General features: G+C 69.4%; 14 protein-coding genes. 2 read left to right on the forward strand and 12 right to left on the reverse strand.

The genetic code is table 11. The annotated features are described in order from the left end of the window. Window positions 1-46: 46 nt before the first annotated feature. Window positions 47-2,125, reverse strand: coding sequence for a tol-pal system YbgF family protein (locus ACAM57_RS27115; protein WP_369659590.1), 2,079 nt, complete (start codon window positions 2,123-2,125; stop codon window positions 47-49). 150 nt (window positions 2,126-2,275) lie between these two features. Here ACAM57_RS27115 and ruvC point away from each other — a divergent pair, with 150 nt between their 5' ends. Continuing rightward, window positions 2,276-2,839, forward strand: a complete 564-nt coding sequence (ruvC, locus tag ACAM57_RS27120; RefSeq protein WP_126021404.1) for a crossover junction endodeoxyribonuclease RuvC — start codon at window positions 2,276-2,278, stop codon at window positions 2,837-2,839. A 19-nt stretch (window positions 2,840-2,858) separates the two neighbouring features. Here ruvC and glyA read toward each other — a convergent pair whose 3' ends face one another. Beyond that, window positions 2,859-4,184 carry a serine hydroxymethyltransferase gene (gene glyA, locus ACAM57_RS27125; protein WP_369659591.1) on the reverse strand — a complete coding sequence of 442 codons (1,326 nt, stop codon included), beginning with the start codon at window positions 4,182-4,184 and terminating at the stop codon, window positions 2,859-2,861. A 116-nt stretch (window positions 4,185-4,300) separates the two neighbouring features. On the opposite strand from glyA, the gene ACAM57_RS27130 reads away from it, so the two are divergent. Further along, window positions 4,301-5,260 (forward strand): LysR substrate-binding domain-containing protein, encoded by a 960-nt coding sequence (locus tag ACAM57_RS27130; RefSeq protein WP_369659592.1) that lies wholly within the window; start codon window positions 4,301-4,303, stop codon window positions 5,258-5,260. Between the two features lie 25 nt (window positions 5,261-5,285). On the opposite strand, the gene ACAM57_RS27135 is transcribed toward ACAM57_RS27130, so the two are convergent. The 10 genes from ACAM57_RS27135 to murD form a co-directional block, all read right to left on the reverse strand. After that, complete coding sequence (locus ACAM57_RS27135; protein WP_019656766.1) at window positions 5,286-5,462, reverse strand: hypothetical protein; 177 nt, start codon at window positions 5,460-5,462, stop codon at window positions 5,286-5,288. 18 nt (window positions 5,463-5,480) lie between these two features. Continuing rightward, entirely contained in the window at window positions 5,481-6,404 is a 924-nt protein-coding gene (lpxC, locus tag ACAM57_RS27140; RefSeq protein WP_165909589.1) for a UDP-3-O-acyl-N-acetylglucosamine deacetylase, read from the reverse strand. 318 nt (window positions 6,405-6,722) lie between these two features. Continuing rightward, window positions 6,723-7,937 carry a cell division protein FtsZ gene (ftsZ, locus tag ACAM57_RS27145; protein ID WP_126021408.1) on the reverse strand — a complete coding sequence of 405 codons (1,215 nt, stop codon included), beginning with the start codon at window positions 7,935-7,937 and terminating at the stop codon, window positions 6,723-6,725. A 170-nt stretch (window positions 7,938-8,107) separates the two neighbouring features. After that, window positions 8,108-9,337, reverse strand: a complete 1,230-nt coding sequence (gene ftsA / locus ACAM57_RS27150; RefSeq protein WP_093196937.1) for a cell division protein FtsA — start codon at window positions 9,335-9,337, stop codon at window positions 8,108-8,110. Window positions 9,338-9,367: 30 nt separating this feature from the next. After that, on the reverse strand, window positions 9,368-10,156 hold the full coding sequence (locus tag ACAM57_RS27155) for a cell division protein FtsQ/DivIB (protein ID WP_126021409.1): 789 nt from the start codon (window positions 10,154-10,156) through the stop codon (window positions 9,368-9,370). 2 nt (window positions 10,157-10,158) lie between these two features. Continuing rightward, a complete protein-coding gene (locus ACAM57_RS27160; protein WP_184634739.1) occupies window positions 10,159-11,130 on the reverse strand; it encodes a D-alanine--D-alanine ligase in 972 nt (323 codons plus the stop codon). After that, window positions 11,127-12,602 (reverse strand): UDP-N-acetylmuramate--L-alanine ligase, encoded by a 1,476-nt coding sequence (gene murC / locus ACAM57_RS27165; RefSeq protein WP_369659593.1) that lies wholly within the window; start codon window positions 12,600-12,602, stop codon window positions 11,127-11,129. The genes ACAM57_RS27160 and murC overlap by 4 nt, the downstream gene beginning before the upstream one ends. Continuing rightward, complete coding sequence (gene murG / locus ACAM57_RS27170; RefSeq protein WP_369659594.1) at window positions 12,599-13,663, reverse strand: undecaprenyldiphospho-muramoylpentapeptide beta-N-acetylglucosaminyltransferase; 1,065 nt, start codon at window positions 13,661-13,663, stop codon at window positions 12,599-12,601. Before murG ends, murC begins: the two co-directional genes overlap by 4 nt. A gap of 76 nt (window positions 13,664-13,739) precedes the next feature. Continuing rightward, window positions 13,740-14,942: a putative lipid II flippase FtsW gene (gene ftsW / locus ACAM57_RS27175; RefSeq protein ID WP_240650594.1), complete on the reverse strand. Its 1,203-nt coding sequence runs from the start codon at window positions 14,940-14,942 to the stop codon at window positions 13,740-13,742. A 92-nt stretch (window positions 14,943-15,034) separates the two neighbouring features. Continuing rightward, window positions 15,035-17,218, reverse strand: a complete 2,184-nt coding sequence (murD, locus tag ACAM57_RS27180; RefSeq protein WP_369659595.1) for a UDP-N-acetylmuramoyl-L-alanine--D-glutamate ligase — start codon at window positions 17,216-17,218, stop codon at window positions 15,035-15,037. Window positions 17,219-17,234: the final 16 nt, after the last annotated feature.

The following is a 17,234-nucleotide window of genomic DNA, read 5'->3' on the forward strand; positions in this document are numbered from 1 at the left end:
GTATTCCTGGAAAAAAGCCTGAGACGGATCGGGTTGGGTGGCGGCCTCAGGCCCTGCGCCGCACCACGCGGCCGAAAACTTCCTTCGCCTTGCGGCCCAGTGCCTTCGCCTTCAGCGCCTGCAGCTCGCGCGTGAGACGCGTGCGCTGCTCGGCCGATAGTGCGGTGCCGAAGCGCCCCAGCGCGGCTTCTAGGGCCGCGCGCTGCGCCTCCACGCGCCCCTGGCGGCCTTCGGCCTCGGCGAGCCATTCGCAGGCATTGACGACACGCTCGCGCAGCGCGGCGTCGCCCGAATCGCCGAAGCGGGCTATGAGAGTGCGATAGGCCTTGATCTGCCCGGCAGGGTCGCCCAGCTTGTCGAGCGCCTTGGCCTTGTTGATCATCGACTTGGCGGCCCAGAGCTGCAGCGTGCCCTCCCTCGCGCTGCTGGTACGCGCGATGGCCTCGTCGTAGCAGGCCACCGCGGCCTCGAGCTGGCGGGCCTGGCGCAGCGTCGCGCCCTTGCGGAACAGCGCGCCCACCACGCGCCCGCGCAGGTCGGGCAGCTCGGAGTTGCCCCAGCGCGCGACGATCTCGTCGTGCACGCGCATCTCGTCGTCGTGCAGGCCGAGCCGGTCCAGCGCGGTGCTCTTGTATTGCAGACCCTGCGCAACGGTCTCCTGCATCTCGGTCGAAGGGTCGGCGCCGTAGTACACGTCGATCGCATCGGCGGCCGCGACCACTTCGTGGAAGCGTTCGAGGGCGATCAGGCAGAAGGCCTTGTGCACCAGCGCCCGCGCGCACTGCCGCCGCAGCTCCGGATGCGGCGACGCGGTGTGCGCGGACAGCACCTGGTCGAACAGCGCAACGGCCTCCTGCAATTCGCCGGCATCACCGTGCTTGCGGCCCTGCCGGACCTTGTCGCGCACTTCGTCGCGCAGCTCCGCCGGCAGTTCCGGCAAATGAGCTCCGGCCTCGGCCTTGCGCAGCCGCTTGAGGCAGGCTTCCCGGCCGGCGAGGGCTTTGGCCAGCGTGTCCTGCAGCTCGGACGCGGGCGTACCTTGCAGTTGCCTCGCGAGCTGCTGGTATGCGGCGAGCGCTTCATCGGCCCGGCCCAGCCGTTCGAGCAGCACGAATCCCTTGTTGAGCTGCGCGCTCGCCACGGTGCGATGCACCACCGGATCGGTGTCCGCGCCGAAGGTGGCAAGCAGCCGCTCGCAGGCGGCCAGCGCGGCCTCGCCGTCGTCCGACTCGCGCAGGCCCACCGACCAGTCGTAGGCACGGCGCACCGCCATGCGCCGCACCTGCGGCGAGGCATCGTGGCCGTAGCGCTCGAGCAGCCAGCCGACCAGTTCGGCGCGGTTCGCATGCTCGTCGATGCCGAAGCCGTCGAAGAAGAGCGTCAGCGCGCGCACGCCCTCGATGCGCAGCTCGGGCGCCGCATGGGCCAGGCCGGCCTCGATCTGGTCGGCCACCGCGAGGCACATGACCTGCGCCTGTGCGTGCTGCCCCAGCTCGCGCAGGTTCAGCACCGAGGCCAGGCGCGCACGCGCCACGCGCAGCACCACGCCGGGGTCGGTGCTGCCGTCGAAGCGTTCGATGACGGCCTCCAGCGTGGCCAGTGCATCCTGCGGCAGGCCGCGGTGATGCTCGACCTCGGCCTTGAGCAGCCGGGCCTCCACGCGCCAGGTGTCGAAGGCGGCGTCGGGCTGGCTGTCGAGCAGCTCGCTCATGGCATCGCAGGCTTCGCAGCGCGCGGCGGGCTCGTCGATCCACCAGGTGCGCTGGTAGAGCGCGTGGGCGATGTGCTCGCGAATCTCGGGTTCGGGGCGCTGGCCGTGCGCCGCAATCAATCGGTCGAGCGTGGCGAGCGCATCGGCGGGGCGGTGCAGCTGGCGCAGCATGTGGGCCAGCAGGCGCAAGGCCTGGCAGCAGGGCACGACCACGCCGACCTCGGGCTTCGCCGCGAACTCGTCGAGCAGCCTGACGCTGGCGGCCACCGCTTCCTTGCGGCGGCCCAGGTCGTCCAGCAGCTCGATGCGCCGGAAGCTGGCGGCCGCGCGTTCGGCGGGGTGCATCTGCAGGCGCGCGATCAAGGCTTGCACCTCGTCCAGTTGCTGCTGCGCGGAGGACTCGACTACATTCACATTCGCTTCCTTGAATGGCGCGCCCCGCGCGGGGCGGGGCGGACGGTACGGACCGGGGCGCATTCTGCCCACGATCAGCCGGCTTTCGGCCCCCTCCTCGCAACTCTTTTGACAATCTTTTCCCAGGCTTAGGCCTTTACGTTTCCTTTCATGCGCATTCTCGGCATCGACCCCGGATTGCAGACCACCGGCTTCGGCGTGGTCGACGCGGACGGCCATGCGCTGCGCTACGTGGCCAGCGGCACCATCAGCACCCGGCACCTGGGCACCGGCAACAACCTGCCGGCGCGCCTGAAGGTGCTGTTCGACGGCATCGCGGAGATCACCGCGCGCTACCAGCCCGACGCGTCGGCGGTGGAAATCATCTTCGTCAACGTCAACCCGCAGTCCACGCTGCTGCTGGGGCAGGCGCGCGGCGCCTGCGTGACCGCGCTGGTCACCAACAATCTCTCGGTGGCCGAGTACACCGCGCTGCAGATGAAGAAGGCGGTGGCCGGCCACGGCCAGGCCGCCAAGGCGCAGGTGCAGGAGATGGTGCGTCGCCTGCTCGACCTGCCGGGCCTGCCGGGCGCCGACGCGGCGGACGCGCTGGGCATCGCCATCACGCATGCGCAGGTGGGACGTTCGATGGCACGGCTGGCCGAAGCGGCCGAGGCATCGAAGAGTTCCGCGGCGCTGCCTGCCGGCACCTACCGGCAGGGGCGTTCGCGCTGAGCCGAAGCGGCTGCCTGCGTCAGCGCACGATGTAGCGCAGCTCGCCGAGGCGCTTGCGGCGCTCGCGCACTTCGGCTGCAACCGATGCTGCATCGCCATCGAGGGCTCGTGCGATCCAGTCAGCGAGCTGGGGCATATCGCCGGGCGTGAAGCCCAGCCGCACGATCTCGGGCACGCCGAGGCGCAGGCCGTTGATGTCGCCTTCCACGGGTGCGATCGGCAGGCCGATGCCGCAGGCCAGCAGGCCGCCCTTCGCGAGCTTCTTCGCCGCTCGCTGGCCGCCGCCCCATCGCGCGGCCTCCAGCGCGAACTGGTGCGACTGCGTGAAGCCGCGCGCCTTCGCGAACACCGGCAGCCCCCGCACATCGAGTTCGCGCGCCAGTGCCTGCGCGGTCTCCCGCATCGCAGCCGCATAGGCGATGCCGTGCACCTTCCAGTCGAGCAGGCCACGGGCCAATGCCGCCGTGCGGCCCGCATCCGAATTGGCCGTGAGGCCGGGATAGGCGATGGCGTCGATTCGCTCCATCAGCGCCGCGTCGTTCGACACGATCAGCCCGCCCGCCGGTCCGCCCAGGCTCTTGTAGGTGCTCATGGTGATCGCATGCGCACCCTGCTCCAGCGGCTGCGGCCACGCCTTGCCGGCCACCATGCCCGAGAGATGCGCCGCGTCGAAGAGCAGCTTCGCGCCCACGCTGTCGACGATCTCGCGGATCGCGGGCACCGGATGCGGAAACAGGTTGAGGCTGCCGCCGATGGTGACGAGCTTGGGCTTTGTCTCGCCCACCAGCTTCGCGAGCGCGGCGAGGTCGACCGTGTAGCCGTCGGCATCCACCGGCGCGGAAACCGGCTTCAGGCCATAGAGCCCTGCGGCGCCTGCCGCATGGTGCGTGACGTGCCCGCCGATGCTGGGCGGGGGCACGACGATGGTGTCGCCGGGCTGGCAGGTCGCCATGAACACGTAGAGATTCGACAGGGCGCCCGAGCTCACGCGCACCTCTGCGAACTTCGCACCGAACACCTCGGCCGCCAGCTCGGCGGCGACCACCTCGATGCGCTCGATGGCCTCCAGGCCCATCTCGTACTTGTCGCCCGGATAGCCGAGCGAGGGGCGCGAGCCCAGTCCGCGCGACAGAAGCGCCTCGGCGGCCGGGTTCATCACGTTGGTGGCGGGGTTGAGGTTCAGGCCATCCACGTCGTGGATGCGGTGGTTGTCGGCCACCAGCCGTTCGATCTCGGCGGCCACGCCTGCGGCATCGCGCGAGGCGGCGTCCGCGGCGATGGAAAGCACGTGGTCCTCGCTGGCGGCGGGAACCCAGGGGCGGCGTTGCAGGGCGGCGGCAGGCATGTGGCGGATCTCGCTATGAAAGGGGGATGGCCGCATCGTCGCCTGCCCTCGCCGACGGGGCAAACCGGATAATCTGGCCCCGAGCCGTAGAAAAACTTGGCCTGAAGGATCTGCCCATGCCGCTCGCACCACCCCGCCCACGCCTGCCGCCGCACACCGCGGTGCGCGCCTTCGAGTCGGCGGCGCGCCACAGCAGCTTCGCGCGCGCGGCAGAAGAACTCTTCGTCACGCCGGCGGCCATCGCGCAGCAGATCAAGGCGCTGGAGACATGGGCCGGCGGCGCGCTCTTCGAGCGGCACAGCCAGGGCATCCGCCTCAGCGCGCACGGGCGGCGCGCCCTGCCGGCCCTCAGCGCGGCCGTCGACCAGCTCGGCCTGGCCGTGCAGGCACTGCGCCACGAAACCCAGACCGCCGCGCGCCGCAGCACGCTGCAGGTGGCTGCGCTGCCGGCAGTTGCGCAGCTGTGGCTATCACCGCGCCTGTCGCGGCTGAAGGCGGAGCTGCCCGGCGTGCAGGTTTCGGTGACGGCACTCGAGCAGCCACCGAACTTCCGCCGCGAACCCTTCGATCTGGGGCTGTTCTATGCGCGCGCCGGCGAACGTATCGAGATTGCGGCAGGCGCGCAGGCGATCCCACTGGTGCGCGACCGACTGCTGCCCGTGTGCAGTCCGCGCCTGCGCGAGCCCCTGCCCAGCGGCCGTCCACGCGCACTCGAAGATCTGACAGAGCTGCTGCAGCGCAGCGGCGGACTGCACGACACCGTCTGGCGCGACGACTGGCAGCGCTGGCTGCAGGCCGTGCGGCCCGGCATCAAGGCTGCCGAAGCCGAGGCGCTGGCTGCAGGGCCGGATTTCTCGCTCTACAGCCTCGCGCTGCAGGCAGCTCTGGACGGCGAAGGCGTGCTGATGGGCCGCGAGCGACTCGTCGCACCGCTGCTGGCTCAAGGCAAGCTGCATGCGCCCTGGGGGCGGCCGAAAGCGCTGGGGGATACGGTGATGCTGCTGGTGCCTGCGCACCGCAAGGGGCCGCTGCTCGCGCGGCAGGTGCAGGCATTGCAGGCGCTGGCAGCGGGCTGAAAGCCTGCTATCGGGATAGCCGGCTCTACGCCACCCGCTCCGCGATCAGCACGGCGAAGAAGCCGAATGCCGCCAGCAACGTCCACTTCAGCACGATCCAGCCGATGCGCCGGTACTTGACCTGCCCCGTACCCGCGTAGAACGCGAAGCACACGCCAGCCACCAGCAGAAGCAGCAGGATGGCCCAGCGGAACAGAAGCATGTGAGAGGAACGAGCGGCCTACCAGGCCCGCGCGACTTCGCCGAAACCGCGCGGGGCGCGCTTCTCGTCCTCGAAGGTCACGACCTCGTAGGCGTCGCTGTGCGAGAGCAGCTCGCGCAGCAGCTTGTTGTTGAGCGCATGGCCCGAGCGGAAGGCGGTATACGCGGCCAGGAGCGGCTTGCCGATGATGTACAGGTCGCCCATCGCGTCGAGGATCTTGTGCTTCACGAACTCGTCGTCGTAGCGCAGTCCGCCTTCGTTCAGCACCTTGGTGTCGTCCATCACGATGGCGTTGTCGAGGCCGCCGCCGAGCGCGAGGCCCTTGCTGCGCATGTACTCGACTTCCTTCGTGAAGCCGAAGGTGCGGGCGCGCGCGATGTCGCGGCTGTAGGAGCCGGTGCCCAGGTCGAACTCCACGCGCTGGCCGGTGGAATTGACGACGCGGTGGTCGAAGTCGATCTCGAAGCTCAGCTTGTAGCCGTGATAGGGCTCCAGGCTCGCCCACTTCTCGTTGGCGCCCTCGCCTTCGCGCACCTCGACCTTGCGGGTCACCCGGATGAAGCGGCGCGGCGCCTTCTGCAGCGCGATGCCCGCGCTTTGCAGCAGGAACACGAACGAGGAAGCCGATCCGTCGAGGATCGGCACTTCGTCGGCCGTGATGTCGATGTAGAGGTTGTCGATGCCCAGGCCCGCGCAGGCCGACATGATGTGCTCGACGGTCTGCACTTTCGCGCCGCCGGTGGAGACCGTGGACGCCAGGCGCGTGTCGGTGACCGACTCGGCCGTCATGCGGATCTCGGCCGGCTCGGGCAGGTCGACGCGGCGGAACACGATGCCCGTGTCGGCCGGTGCCGGCCGCAGCGTCAGCTCCACGCGCTGGCCGCTGTGAAGCCCCACGCCCACGGCGCGGCTGATGGACTTGAGGGTTCGTTGTTGCAGCACGGCCGGGATTTTAGGCGCGCGACGGGCGTGGCGGCCTATGCCCCTCGCTATGGCACCGATAGACATGGGTTCTATGCAATTCCTTCGAATTGGCCCGAAATGGACGCAAAGGGCACGAGGCGAGCGCAGCGCCTAGAGCCAGCGGACGTCCCTTTCGGGTCGTCCCCGTGCCCCTTACGCCCTCTCGTGCCCTCTGCGTCGAGCTGGTCCCTTCGCAAAACACAGAGGAACCGGCTCTGCCGGTCCTCAGGTGTTGCCCCCCGGTAGGGGGTTGGCGAAGCGACACGAAGTGCCCGCAGCCTGGGGGACGAGCCAGGTTCAGTCAGCTTGGCGGCGCAGGAACGCGGGAATCTCGAAGTCGTCCATGCCGCCCGAGGACAGCGCGTCCACCTTCGCGGCGGCCATCGTGCGGTTGGTGCGCCACACGCTGGGAACGGCCATGCCGTCGTAGTTGGGCTGGCTGCCGCCCGTGCCGCCGGCGTGACCCACGCCACCGAGCGTCGGCACGGTGAACGGGATGTTGTCGGTGCCGGTGCGGATGACTTCCAGCGTCGGCTGCTGACGGCGAGCGTCGGGACGCGACAGGCCGGTGGCCACCACGGTCACGCGCATCTCGTCGCCCAGGCTGTCGTCGTAGGCAGCGCCGTAGATCACGTGCGCGTCCGGCGAGGCGTAGGCGCGGATGGTGTTCATCGCCAGCTTCGACTCGTTCAGCTTCAGCGAGCTCTTCGATGCCGTCACCAGCACCAGCACGCCCTTTGCGCCCGAGAGGTCGATGCCTTCGAGCAGCGGGCAGGCCACGGCCTGCTCGGCTGCGATGCGCGCGCGGTCGGGACCGGCTGCGGCAGCGGTGCCCATCATGGCCTTGCCGGGCTCGCCCATCACGGTGCGCACGTCTTCGAAGTCGACGTTCACGCCGCCGTACTCGTTGATGATTTCCGAGATGCCGCCCACGGCGTTCTTCAGCACGTCGTTGGCCTGAGCGAAGGCTTCGTCCTGCGTGACGTCCTCGCCCAGCACGTCGAGCAGCTTCTCGTTGAGCACGACGATCAGCGAGTCGACGTTGGCCTCGAGCTCGGCCAGGCCGGCGTCGGCATTGGTCATGCGGCGCCCGCCTTCCCAGTCGAAGGGCTTGGTCACCACGCCCACGGTGAGGATGCCCATTTCCTTCGCCACGCGCGCGATCACGGGAGCGGCGCCGGTGCCGGTGCCGCCGCCCATGCCGGCCGTGATGAACAGCATGTGCGCGCCGTCGATGGCGGCGCGGATGTCGTCCACCGCTGCCTCGGCCGCGTCACGGCCCTTCTCGGGCTTGCTGCCGGCGCCCAGGCCGCTGGTGCCCAGCTGGATGATCTTGTGTGCGTTGCTGCGCTGCAGGGCCTGCGCGTCGGTGTTCGCGCAGACGAACTGAACGCCCTGCACGCCACGCTCCATCATGTGGGCGACCGCATTGCCGCCGCCACCGCCGACACCGATCACCTTGATCTGCGTGCCCTGGTTGAACTCTTCGACTTCGATCATTTCGATGGTCATTTTTAACTCCTTGAATCTTGCAGTTGCCGTTATGTGTCTGTGAATATTTCTTGTGTACTGACGGGATCAACGATGAGACCGTCGCGATGGTGGACCTGTTCGTCGCCATCGCTCGTTGAAATGCATGGGAGGGCTGCCACGCGCGAGCCAGAGTGGAGACTTGATCATGGCTAGAAATTCCCCACGATGAAGTCCTTGAAACGTCCGAATGCAGTCTTTACCGACCCATTCTTCTGCGCGACCTTGAAGCCGCGCATGCGCGCGAAGCGTGCTTCCTCCAGCAGGCCCATCACCGTCGCGGCGCGGGGCTGCGCGACCATGTCCGACAGCGCGCTCGAGTACTTCGGGATGCCGCGGCGCACGGGCTTGAGAAAGATGTCCTCGCCGAGCTCCACCATGCCCGGCATCACCGCGCTGCCGCCCGTGAGCACCACGCCCGACGAGAGCACCTCTTCGTAGCCCGACTCGCGCACCACCTGCTGCACCAGCGAGAAGATCTCCTCGATGCGCGGCTCGATCACCCCGGCCAGCGCCTGCTTGCTCAGCATGCGCGGGCCGCGGTCGCCCAGGCCCGGCACTTCCACCTGCGTCTCGGGGTCGGCCAGCAATTGCTTGGCGAAGCCGTTCTCGACCTTGATGTCTTCCGCGTCCTTCGTCGGAGTGCGCAGCGCCATCGCGATGTCGCTGGTGATGAGGTCGCCCGCGATCGGGATCACCGCCGTGTGGCGGATCGCACCGTTGGTGAAGATCGCCACGTCCGTCGTGCCCGCGCCGATGTCCACCAGCACCACGCCCAGCTCGCGCTCGTCTTCCGTCAGCACCGCCTGGCTGGAGGCCAGCGGGTTCAGCATCAGCTGGTCGACTTCCAGGCCGCAGCGGCGCACGCACTTGATGATGTTCTCGGCCGCGCTCTGCGCGCCGGTCACGATGTGCACCTTGGCCTCCAGGCGCATGCCGCTCATGCCGATCGGCTCCTTCACGTCTTGGCCGTCGATCACGAACTCCTGCGGTTCCACAAGCAGCAGGCGCTGGTCGCTGGAGATGTTGATGGCGCGTGCCGTCTCCACCACGCGGGCCACGTCGGCGGGCGTCACTTCCTTGTCCTTCACCGCCACCATGCCGCTGGAGTTGATGCCGCGGATGTGGCTGCCGGTGATGCCGGTGTAGACGCGGCTGATCTTGCAGTCGGCCATCAGCTCGGCCTCTTTCAGCGCCTGCTGGATGCTCTGCACGGTGGCGTCGATGTTCACCACCACGCCGCGCTTGAGGCCATTGCTCGGCGCGATGCCCAGGCCGGCCAGCTTGAGCTCGCCGCCGGGCAGCACCTCGGCCACGACCACCATCACCTTGGCGGTGCCGATGTCGAGTCCTACGACCAGGTCTTTGTATTCTTTGGGCATTGGGATATGTCCTCGATTCCTCGGTATTCGCTACTTGATTTTTCTTGGGGCCTCGGGCGAGACCGTGGTGACGCCGCGCAGCCGCAGGGCATACGCGTCGTTGTGGCGCAGGTCCGCGCCTTCGACGTCGGCCATGGTGCGGCGGTACTGGCCCGCGACCTGGGTCACGGTCTTCAGGAAGCGCTGCAGGCGGGCCGTCACCTCTTCGCTCTGGCCGCGGCCGAGCTCGATCTCGGCGCCGCTGTCGAGCACCACCTTCCAGCTGCCGCGGCTCGACAGCGTGAGCTCGTCGATCCCCAGGTCGTACGGCTGGAACTGCGGCTGCAGCACGCGGTACATGCCCAGCACCTGGCCGGCCTGCTCGATCGGGCCGTCCAGGCGCGGCAGGTTGTCGTCCACCTCGGCCACGTTGGCCTCGAACACGTCGCCGAAGCCGTTGATCAGTTTCGAGCCCGCCTCGTCGCCCCAGTTGGCCACCGGCACCTGCTCGGTCAGCGTCACGCGCAGCTTGTTCGGGAACTCGCGGCGCACCACCGCGCTGCGCACCCACGGCACCGACTCGAAGGCCGCGCGCGCGCGGGCCAGGTCGATGGTGAAGAAGTTGCCCGACAGCTGCGGCGCCACGTTGGCGCGCAGCGTGACCGCGTTGTTGTGCGTGACCTCGCCGTCCACCTTGATGCCGGCGATCGGGAAGAAAGGCTGGCGCAGCACCCACCACGCGCCCGCGGCAAGCAGCATGAGCGCCACCGCCGCGAACGCAAGGTTGGCGACGATGTTCATGAGCTTGACGTCGAAGGGCGCTGGAATGCTGTCGGCCATGGCTATAGCGAGCCTCCCGTCGCGTCCAGCGTCGCGGAAGCCAGCACCCGCAGGCACAGCTCCTCGTACGCGATGCCCGCGGCGCGCGCGGACATCGGCACCAGCGAATGGCTGGTCATGCCGGGCGAGGTGTTCATCTCCAGCAGGAAGGGCTTGCGGTCGCTCGCGCGGATCATCACGTCGGCGCGGCCCCAGCCGCGGCAGCCGAGCGTGCGGTAGGCGGCCAGCGTGATGCGCTGGATCTCGTGCTCCTCGGCCTCGGGCAGGCCGCTCGGGCACTGGTACTTCACATCGTCGGTGAAGTACTTGTTCTGGTAGTCATAGGCACCCTCGGGCGCGGCGATGCGCACCACCGGCAGCGCGCGCGCGTCGAGACCGTGGCCGAGCACGGCGCAGGTCACTTCCTCGCCCTCGATGAATTCCTCGCACAGCACGTCGGCGTCGTACCTGGCCGACAGCGCCACCGCGTCCTGCATCTCTGAATAACCTTGCACCTTGGTCACGCCGATGGACGAGCCTTCGCGCGGCGGCTTCACGATCAGCGGCAGGCCGAGCACGTCGGGCACCGCCCTGACCTGCTCGCGGCTTTGCTGGTCGAAGGCCAGGCGCACGTACTTGGGCGTAGGCAGGCCGTCGGCCTGCCAGATGCGCTTGGTCATGACCTTGTCCATCGCCACGCTGGAGGCCATCACGCCAGAGCCGGTATAGGGAATGCCGAGCAGCTCGAGCGCGCCCTGCACGGTGCCGTCCTCGCCGTGGCGGCCGTGCAGCGCGACGAAGCAGCGCGCGAAGCCTTCGCTCCTGAGCTCCGACAGGTCGCGCTGCGACGGGTCGAAGGCATGCGCGTCCACGCCGCGCGAGCGCAGCGCCTCGAGCACGCCGGTGCCCGACATCAGGGAGATCTCGCGCTCGGCGGAACTGCCGCCGAAGAGCACGGCGACCTTGCCGAAGAGTTTGGGGTCCTGGAGGCTCATGAGGCCCTCCCTTTGCGCGAACCGCGCTCGGATGTTGAAGGGGCAGAGGCGCCGGTCGCGGCACCGGCCGCGCCGAGCTCGACCACCTTGGCCGGCACCGCGCCGATGGAGCCCGCGCCCATCGAGAGCACCACGTCGCCCGGGCGGGCGTTGTCGAGAATGGCGCGCGGCATCGCGGCGATGTCGTCGACGAAGACCGGCTCGACCTTGCCCGCCACGCGCAGCGCGCGCGCCAGCGTGCGGCCGTCGGCCGCCACGATGGGCGCCTCGCCGGCGGCATAGACCTCGCCGAGCAGCACCGCGTCGGCCGTGCCAATGACCTTCACGAAGTCCTCGAAGCAGTCGCGCGTGCGGGTGTAGCGGTGCGGCTGGAAGGCCAGCACCAGCCGGCGGCCCGGGAATGCGCCGCGCGCGGCCGCGATGGTGGCGGCCATCTCCACGGGGTGATGGCCGTAGTCGTCGATCACCGTGAAGGTGCCGGCAGCATCCCCGCCCTGCACAGCCACGTCGCCGTAGCTCTGGAAACGGCGGCCCACGCCCTTGAAGCCTGCAAGCCCGCGCTGCACGGCTTCGTCGGGAATACCGAGTTCCACCGCCACCGCGATCACCGACAGCGCATTGCGCACGTTGTGCTCGCCCGGCAGGTTCAGCACGATGGGCAGGTCGGGCAGCGTCACTCCGTTGCGGCGCTGCGCGGTGAAATGCATCTGGCCGCCAACGGCGCGCACGTCGATGGCGCGCACCTGGGCGTCCTCGCCGAAGCCGTAGCTGGTGACCGGGCAGGTCACGTCGGCCACAATCTCGCGCACCGCCGGATCGTCGGTGCACAGAATGGCCACGCCATAGAACGGCATGCGGTGCAGGAAGTCGACGAAAGCCTTCTTGAGCTTCGCGAAGTCGTGCCCGTAGGTCTCCATGTGGTCGGCGTCGATGTTCGTGACCACCGCCATCACCGGCAGCAGGTTCAGGAACGAGGCATCCGACTCGTCGGCCTCCACCACGATGTAGTCGCCGGAGCCGAGCTGCGCGTTGGCGCCGGCGCTGTTGAGGCGCCCGCCGATCACGAAGGTCGGGTCGAGCCCGGCGGCCGCGAGCACGCTCGCCACCAGGCTGGTGGTGGTGGTCTTGCCGTGCGTGCCGGCAATGGCGATGCCCTGCTTCAGGCGCATCAGCTCGGCCAGCATCAGCGCGCGCGGCACCACCGGAATGCGCTTCTCGCGCGCAGCCAGCACCTCGGGGTTGTCCGGCTGCACCGCCGTCGACGTGACGACCGCATCCGCACCCTCGATGTGCGCGGCCGCGTGGCCCACGAAGGTGCCGATGCCCAGGCCCGCGAGCCGGCGCAGCGTGGCGCTGTCGGCCAGATCGGAGCCGGTGATCCTGTAGCCCAGGTTCAGCAGCACTTCGGCGATGCCGCTCATGCCGGAGCCGCCGATGCCCACGAAATGGATGTGACGAATCGCGTGCTTCATTTGGCAAGCTCCTCGCAGGCGCGGACGACCGCCTCGACGGCTTCGGTCTTCTGCATGGTCTTGGCCTTCTCGGCCTTCTCTATCAGCGCATCGCGCCCGGTTTTCTGTAGCAAGTCAGCCAGCAATTCAGGAGTGAGGTCGGCCTGCTGCACCAGCCAGCCGCCGCCCGCGTCCACGAGGAAGCGCGCGTTGGTGGTCTGGTGGTCGTCGACCGCCGAGGGGAAAGGCACGAACAGCGCTGCTGCGCCGACGGCCGCGATTTCTGTGACGGTGCTGGCACCGGCGCGCGCGACGATCATGTCGGCGTCCGCATAGGCCTGCGCCGTGTCTTCGATGAAGGGCGTCAGCTCTCCTTCGACGCCCGCGGCCTCGTAGTTGGCGCGCAGCTCGTCGATCTGCTTGGCGCCGCTCTGGTGCAGCACCTGCGGGCGCTCGGCCGGCGCGATGCGCGCGAGTGCCTGCGGCACCACGGTATTGAGGCCGCGCGCGCCGAGGCTTCCGCCCACCACCAGCAGCTTGAGCGGCCCGGTGCGGCCCACGAAGCGCTCGGCCGGTTCGGGCTTGGAGGTGAAGGCCGAGCGCAGCGGGTTGCCCACCCACTGCGCCTTCTTCAGCACGTTGGGAAAGGCGGTGAACACGCGGTCTGCCACGCCCGCCAGCACCTTGTTGGCGAGGCCCGCGACCGAGTTCTGCTCGTGCAGCACCAGCGGCTTGCCGACCAGCACGCCCATCATCCCGCCAGGGAAGGTGATGTAGCCGCCCAAGCCCACCAGCACGTCGGGCTTCACGCGGCGCACTACGCCCAGGCTCTGCCAGAAGGCGCGCAGCAGCTTCAGCGGCAGCAGGAACAGCGTGAGCGGGCCCTTGCCGCGCACGCCGCCGAACTGCACGGGTTCGAAGGCGAAGCCGCGCGGCGGCACCAGCTTTTCTTCCATGCTGCCGGGGGCGCCCAGCCAGTGCACCTTCCAGCCGCGCTCGCGCAGGGCCTCGGCCACCGCGAGGCCGGGGAAGATGTGGCCGCCGGTGCCGCCGGCCATGACGAGCGCGGTGCGGCCGGTCATACGCGACCTCCGCGCATCAGCGGCGCATGCGCGCCGCAGCGCTGCGCGCTGACCCGATTCTGGTGAAACCATGTCCTCATACGCGGCCTCCGCGCATGAGGACACGGTTTTCGTAATCGATGCGCAGAACGATCGCCAGCGCCACCAGGTTCATCAGAATGGCCGAGCCGCCGAAGCTCATCAGCGGCAGCGTCAGGCCCTTGGTCGGCAGCGCGCCGAGGTTCACGCCCATGTTGATGAAGGTCTGGAAGCCCAGCCACACGCCCACGCCCTGGGCCACGAGGCCCGAGAACACGCGGTCGAGTGCGATGGCCTGGCGGCCGATGTGCATGATGCGGCGGGTGAGCCAGAGGAACAGGCCGATGATCAGCAGCACGCCGACGAGGCCGAACTCCTCGCCGATCACGGCCAGCAGGAAGTCGGTGTGCGCCTCGGGCAGCCAGTGCAGCTTCTCGACGCTGCCGCCGAGGCCGACGCCGAAGATCTCGCCGCGCCCGATGGCGATCAGCGAGTGCGACAGCTGGTAGCCCTTGCCCAGCGCGTGCTCCTCGCTCCACGGATCGAGGTACGCGAAGATGCGCTCGCGGCGCCACGGGCTGCTCGCGACGATGGTGCCGAAGGCCACCACCACCAGCGCGGCGATCAGGAAGAACATGCGCGCGTTCACGCCGCCCAGGAACAGGATGCCCATGGCGATCACGGCGATCACCATGAAGGCGCCCATGTCGGGCTCGGCCATCACCAGCATGCCGACCACCACCACCGCCACGCCCATGGGCAGCACGGCGCGGAAGAAGCGCTCCTTGATCTCCATCTTGCGCACCATGTAGCTGGCGGCGTAGAGCACCATCGCGAGCTTGGCCAGTTCCGACGGCTGGAAGCGCATGAAGCCCATCGGCAGCCAGCGGCGCGCGCCGTTCACGTTGATGCCGATGTGCGGAATGAGCACAGCCACCAGCAGCAGCAGCGAGGCCACGAAGAGCCAGGGCGCGGCGCGCTCCCAGGTCTTCATCGGGATCTGGAAGGTCAGCAGCGCGGCGATGAAGGCGAACACCACCGAGGCCGCGTGCCGCGTGAGGAAATACGAGGCGCTGTAGCCCGCGCGCGCGAAGCGCGGGTTGTCGGGCAGCGCGATGGAGGCCGAATACACCATGATCAGGCCCCAGGTCAGCAGCGCCACCGTGACCCAGACCAGCGCCTGGTCGAAGCCCAGCACGCGCATCGGCGTGGCCTTGGTCTGCGCGATGCCGGCGCCGCCCAGCCGCACGGGCAGGTGCACAGGCAGCGAGTCGATCCCGCTGCGCGCGCGCCTGAACCAGCCGCCGAAGCGGCTGGTGCGTGCGTTGGGCGTGGCGCCTGATGCGGCAGAGTTCAAACCTGTTCCTCCGTCGTCGAGTCGCCCAGGCCGCGCGGACTGTCCTCGTAGGCCTGCACGGCCTCGCGGAACACCTCGGCGCGGTGCGCGTAGTCCTTGAACATGTCGAAGCTCGCACAGGCAGGTGACAGCAGCACGGCGTCGCCGGGGTTGGCGCGCGCGGACGCGAGCTTCACCGCCTCGTCCATCGAGGCGGCGTGCAGCAGCGAGACGCCGGTCGATGCCAGCGCGGCTTCGATCAGCGGCGCGTCGCGGCCGATGAGCACCACGGCGCGCGCGTACTGGCGAACGGGCGCGGCCAGCGGCTCGAAGTCCTGCCCCTTGCCTTCGCCACCAAGAATGACGACCACGCGGCGCTCCTCGCCCAGGCCGGTCAGCGCGGCGGCGGTGGCACCCACGTTGGTGCCCTTGCTGTCGTCGAAGTACTCGACCTCGTCGATGACGGTGATGGGCTCGACGCGATGCGGCTCGCCCTGGTATTCGCGCAGGCCGTAGAGCATGGCGTTCAGCGGGCAGCCGGCGGCACTGGCCAGCGCCAGGGCCGCGAGCGCGTTCATGGCGTTGTGGCGGCCGCGGATGCGCAGCGCGTCGGCGGGCATCAGCCGCTGCAGGAAGATCTCTTCCTCGACCACGGCACCACGCTTGCGCTTCTGCGTTTCGTCGGCTTCCAGCGCGCGCACCAGCCAAGCCATGCCGTTCACGCGCTCGATGCCGTAGTCGCCCGGGCGCTGCGGCATCGCGGAGCCGAAGGTGACATGCGTGCGGATCTGCGGACGCTGCAGCTTGACCTTGACGGGCGCGGGCAGCATCGCCATCACGCCGGCATCGTCGCGGTTGAGGATCATGAGCCCGTGCGCGCCGAAGATGCGCGCCTTGGCCGCGCCGTACGCGGCCATGTCGCCGTGCCAGTCCAGATGGTCCTGCGTGAGGTTGAGCACCGTCGCGGCGGTGGGCTCGAAGCCCTGCACGCCGTCGAGCTGGAAGCTGGACAACTCCAGCACCCACACGTCGGGCAGCGTCTCGGCGTCCATGTGCGCCGAGAGCGTGTCGAGCAGCGTCGGGCCGATGTTGCCGGCCACGGCCACCGTCTTGCCCGCGCGCTCGACCAGTTGGCCGGTGAGCGAGGTGACGGTCGTCTTGCCGTTGGTGCCGGTGATGGCGAGCACCGCGGGCGTGTAGCCCTTGGGCGCTTCAGGCTCGACGGGCGGCGCCAGTTCGAGCTGAGGCGACGGCTCTTCTTCTACCGCGGCCGACGCCGGGTTGGTGGCGGAGAGCTCGGCGATGCGCGCGACGAACTCCGCGGCTTCCTTGGCGGCGGTCGGGACGTAGGGCTTGCCGGTGGTGGGCAGGCGAGAAACGGTGGCGGGCGCGGGCGCGGGTGCGGGAGCAGGCTCCGCTGCCGGGCCTTCGGGTGATTCGGGAGCTGCTTCGGCAGCCGGGGCTTCCGGCGCTGCTTCAGCGCTGGTTGCTTCGGTGGATTCCGGCGCCGTTTCAGGCGCGGCTTCGGATGCTTGCTCCGCAACGGTTTCGGCCGGCACGGCCACTTCGCCTTCCTGCGGCGGCGGCACGGCAACGCTGATCGACGGATCGCGCGGCATCGCTTCGGCCATCGCGGGGGCGGCCGGCTCGGGCTGGGCTTCAGCGGTTTCCGATGTTTCTACTGGCGCGGGTGCTTCTGCAGACTCGACCGGAGCTGCGGCCTCGGCGGGCGCAGGCTCTTCCAGCGCCAGCTCGGCCTGTGCTTCAGGCTCGGCGGGAGCTTCGACAACCGGCTCGGCTTCCGTTGCGGCGGTGACTTCCGCCTCCGGTTCGGCCTCGACCACCGGCACTTCCACCGTCCGCAGGTCCTGCAGCGCACGCGCGAACAGATCCAGCTCGCCACCGACCGGCAGGCCCACGGCACGCGCCGCATCGGCCACCGGCGCGATGGTCGCCGGCGAAAGGCCCGGCGAACGGTACACGGCGCGGATCGGCGTGCCTTCGACCAGCGCGGCCGAAAACGGCCCGCCGACGAAGTTCACGCCTGGCAACTCCTCGCGCAGCGTCGGAAGCAATGCCGGCGCCTCGCGCGTGTCGGCCACGGTCACGACCGCGCCGTGGCGCGCGCACCAGCGCGCCATCGCCAGCCCGGACGCGCCGAGGCCGAGGATGAGGACGGGGAGGTCTTTCAGGTGCCGCATGGTTGTCTTCTTCTTT

It is taken from the genome of Variovorax sp. V15 (genome assembly GCF_041154425.1).
Taxonomy (GTDB): domain Bacteria; phylum Pseudomonadota; class Gammaproteobacteria; order Burkholderiales; family Burkholderiaceae_C; genus Variovorax; species Variovorax guangxiensis.

What these genes read in the sequence shown, in the direction of transcription:
- ruvC (WP_126021404.1), top strand. Translation starts at nt 2,276, where the DNA reads ATGCGCATTCTCGGCATCGACCCCGGATTGCAGACCACCGGCTTCGGC.
- glyA (WP_369659591.1), bottom strand. Translation starts at nt 4,184, where the DNA reads ATGCCTGCCGCCGCCCTGCAACGCCGCCCCTGGGTTCCCGCCGCCAGC.
- ACAM57_RS27130 (WP_369659592.1), top strand. Translation starts at nt 4,301, where the DNA reads ATGCCGCTCGCACCACCCCGCCCACGCCTGCCGCCGCACACCGCGGTG.
- ACAM57_RS27135 (WP_019656766.1), bottom strand. Translation starts at nt 5,462, where the DNA reads ATGCTTCTGTTCCGCTGGGCCATCCTGCTGCTTCTGCTGGTGGCTGGC.
- ftsZ (WP_126021408.1), bottom strand. Translation starts at nt 7,937, where the DNA reads ATGACCATCGAAATGATCGAAGTCGAAGAGTTCAACCAGGGCACGCAG.
- ftsA (WP_093196937.1), bottom strand. Translation starts at nt 9,337, where the DNA reads ATGCCCAAAGAATACAAAGACCTGGTCGTAGGACTCGACATCGGCACC.
- ACAM57_RS27155 (WP_126021409.1), bottom strand. Translation starts at nt 10,156, where the DNA reads ATGGCCGACAGCATTCCAGCGCCCTTCGACGTCAAGCTCATGAACATC.
- ACAM57_RS27160 (WP_184634739.1), bottom strand. Translation starts at nt 11,130, where the DNA reads ATGAGCCTCCAGGACCCCAAACTCTTCGGCAAGGTCGCCGTGCTCTTC.
- murC (WP_369659593.1), bottom strand. Translation starts at nt 12,602, where the DNA reads ATGAAGCACGCGATTCGTCACATCCATTTCGTGGGCATCGGCGGCTCC.
- murG (WP_369659594.1), bottom strand. Translation starts at nt 13,663, where the DNA reads ATGACCGGCCGCACCGCGCTCGTCATGGCCGGCGGCACCGGCGGCCAC.
- murD (WP_369659595.1), bottom strand. Translation starts at nt 17,218, where the DNA reads ATGCGGCACCTGAAAGACCTCCCCGTCCTCATCCTCGGCCTCGGCGCG.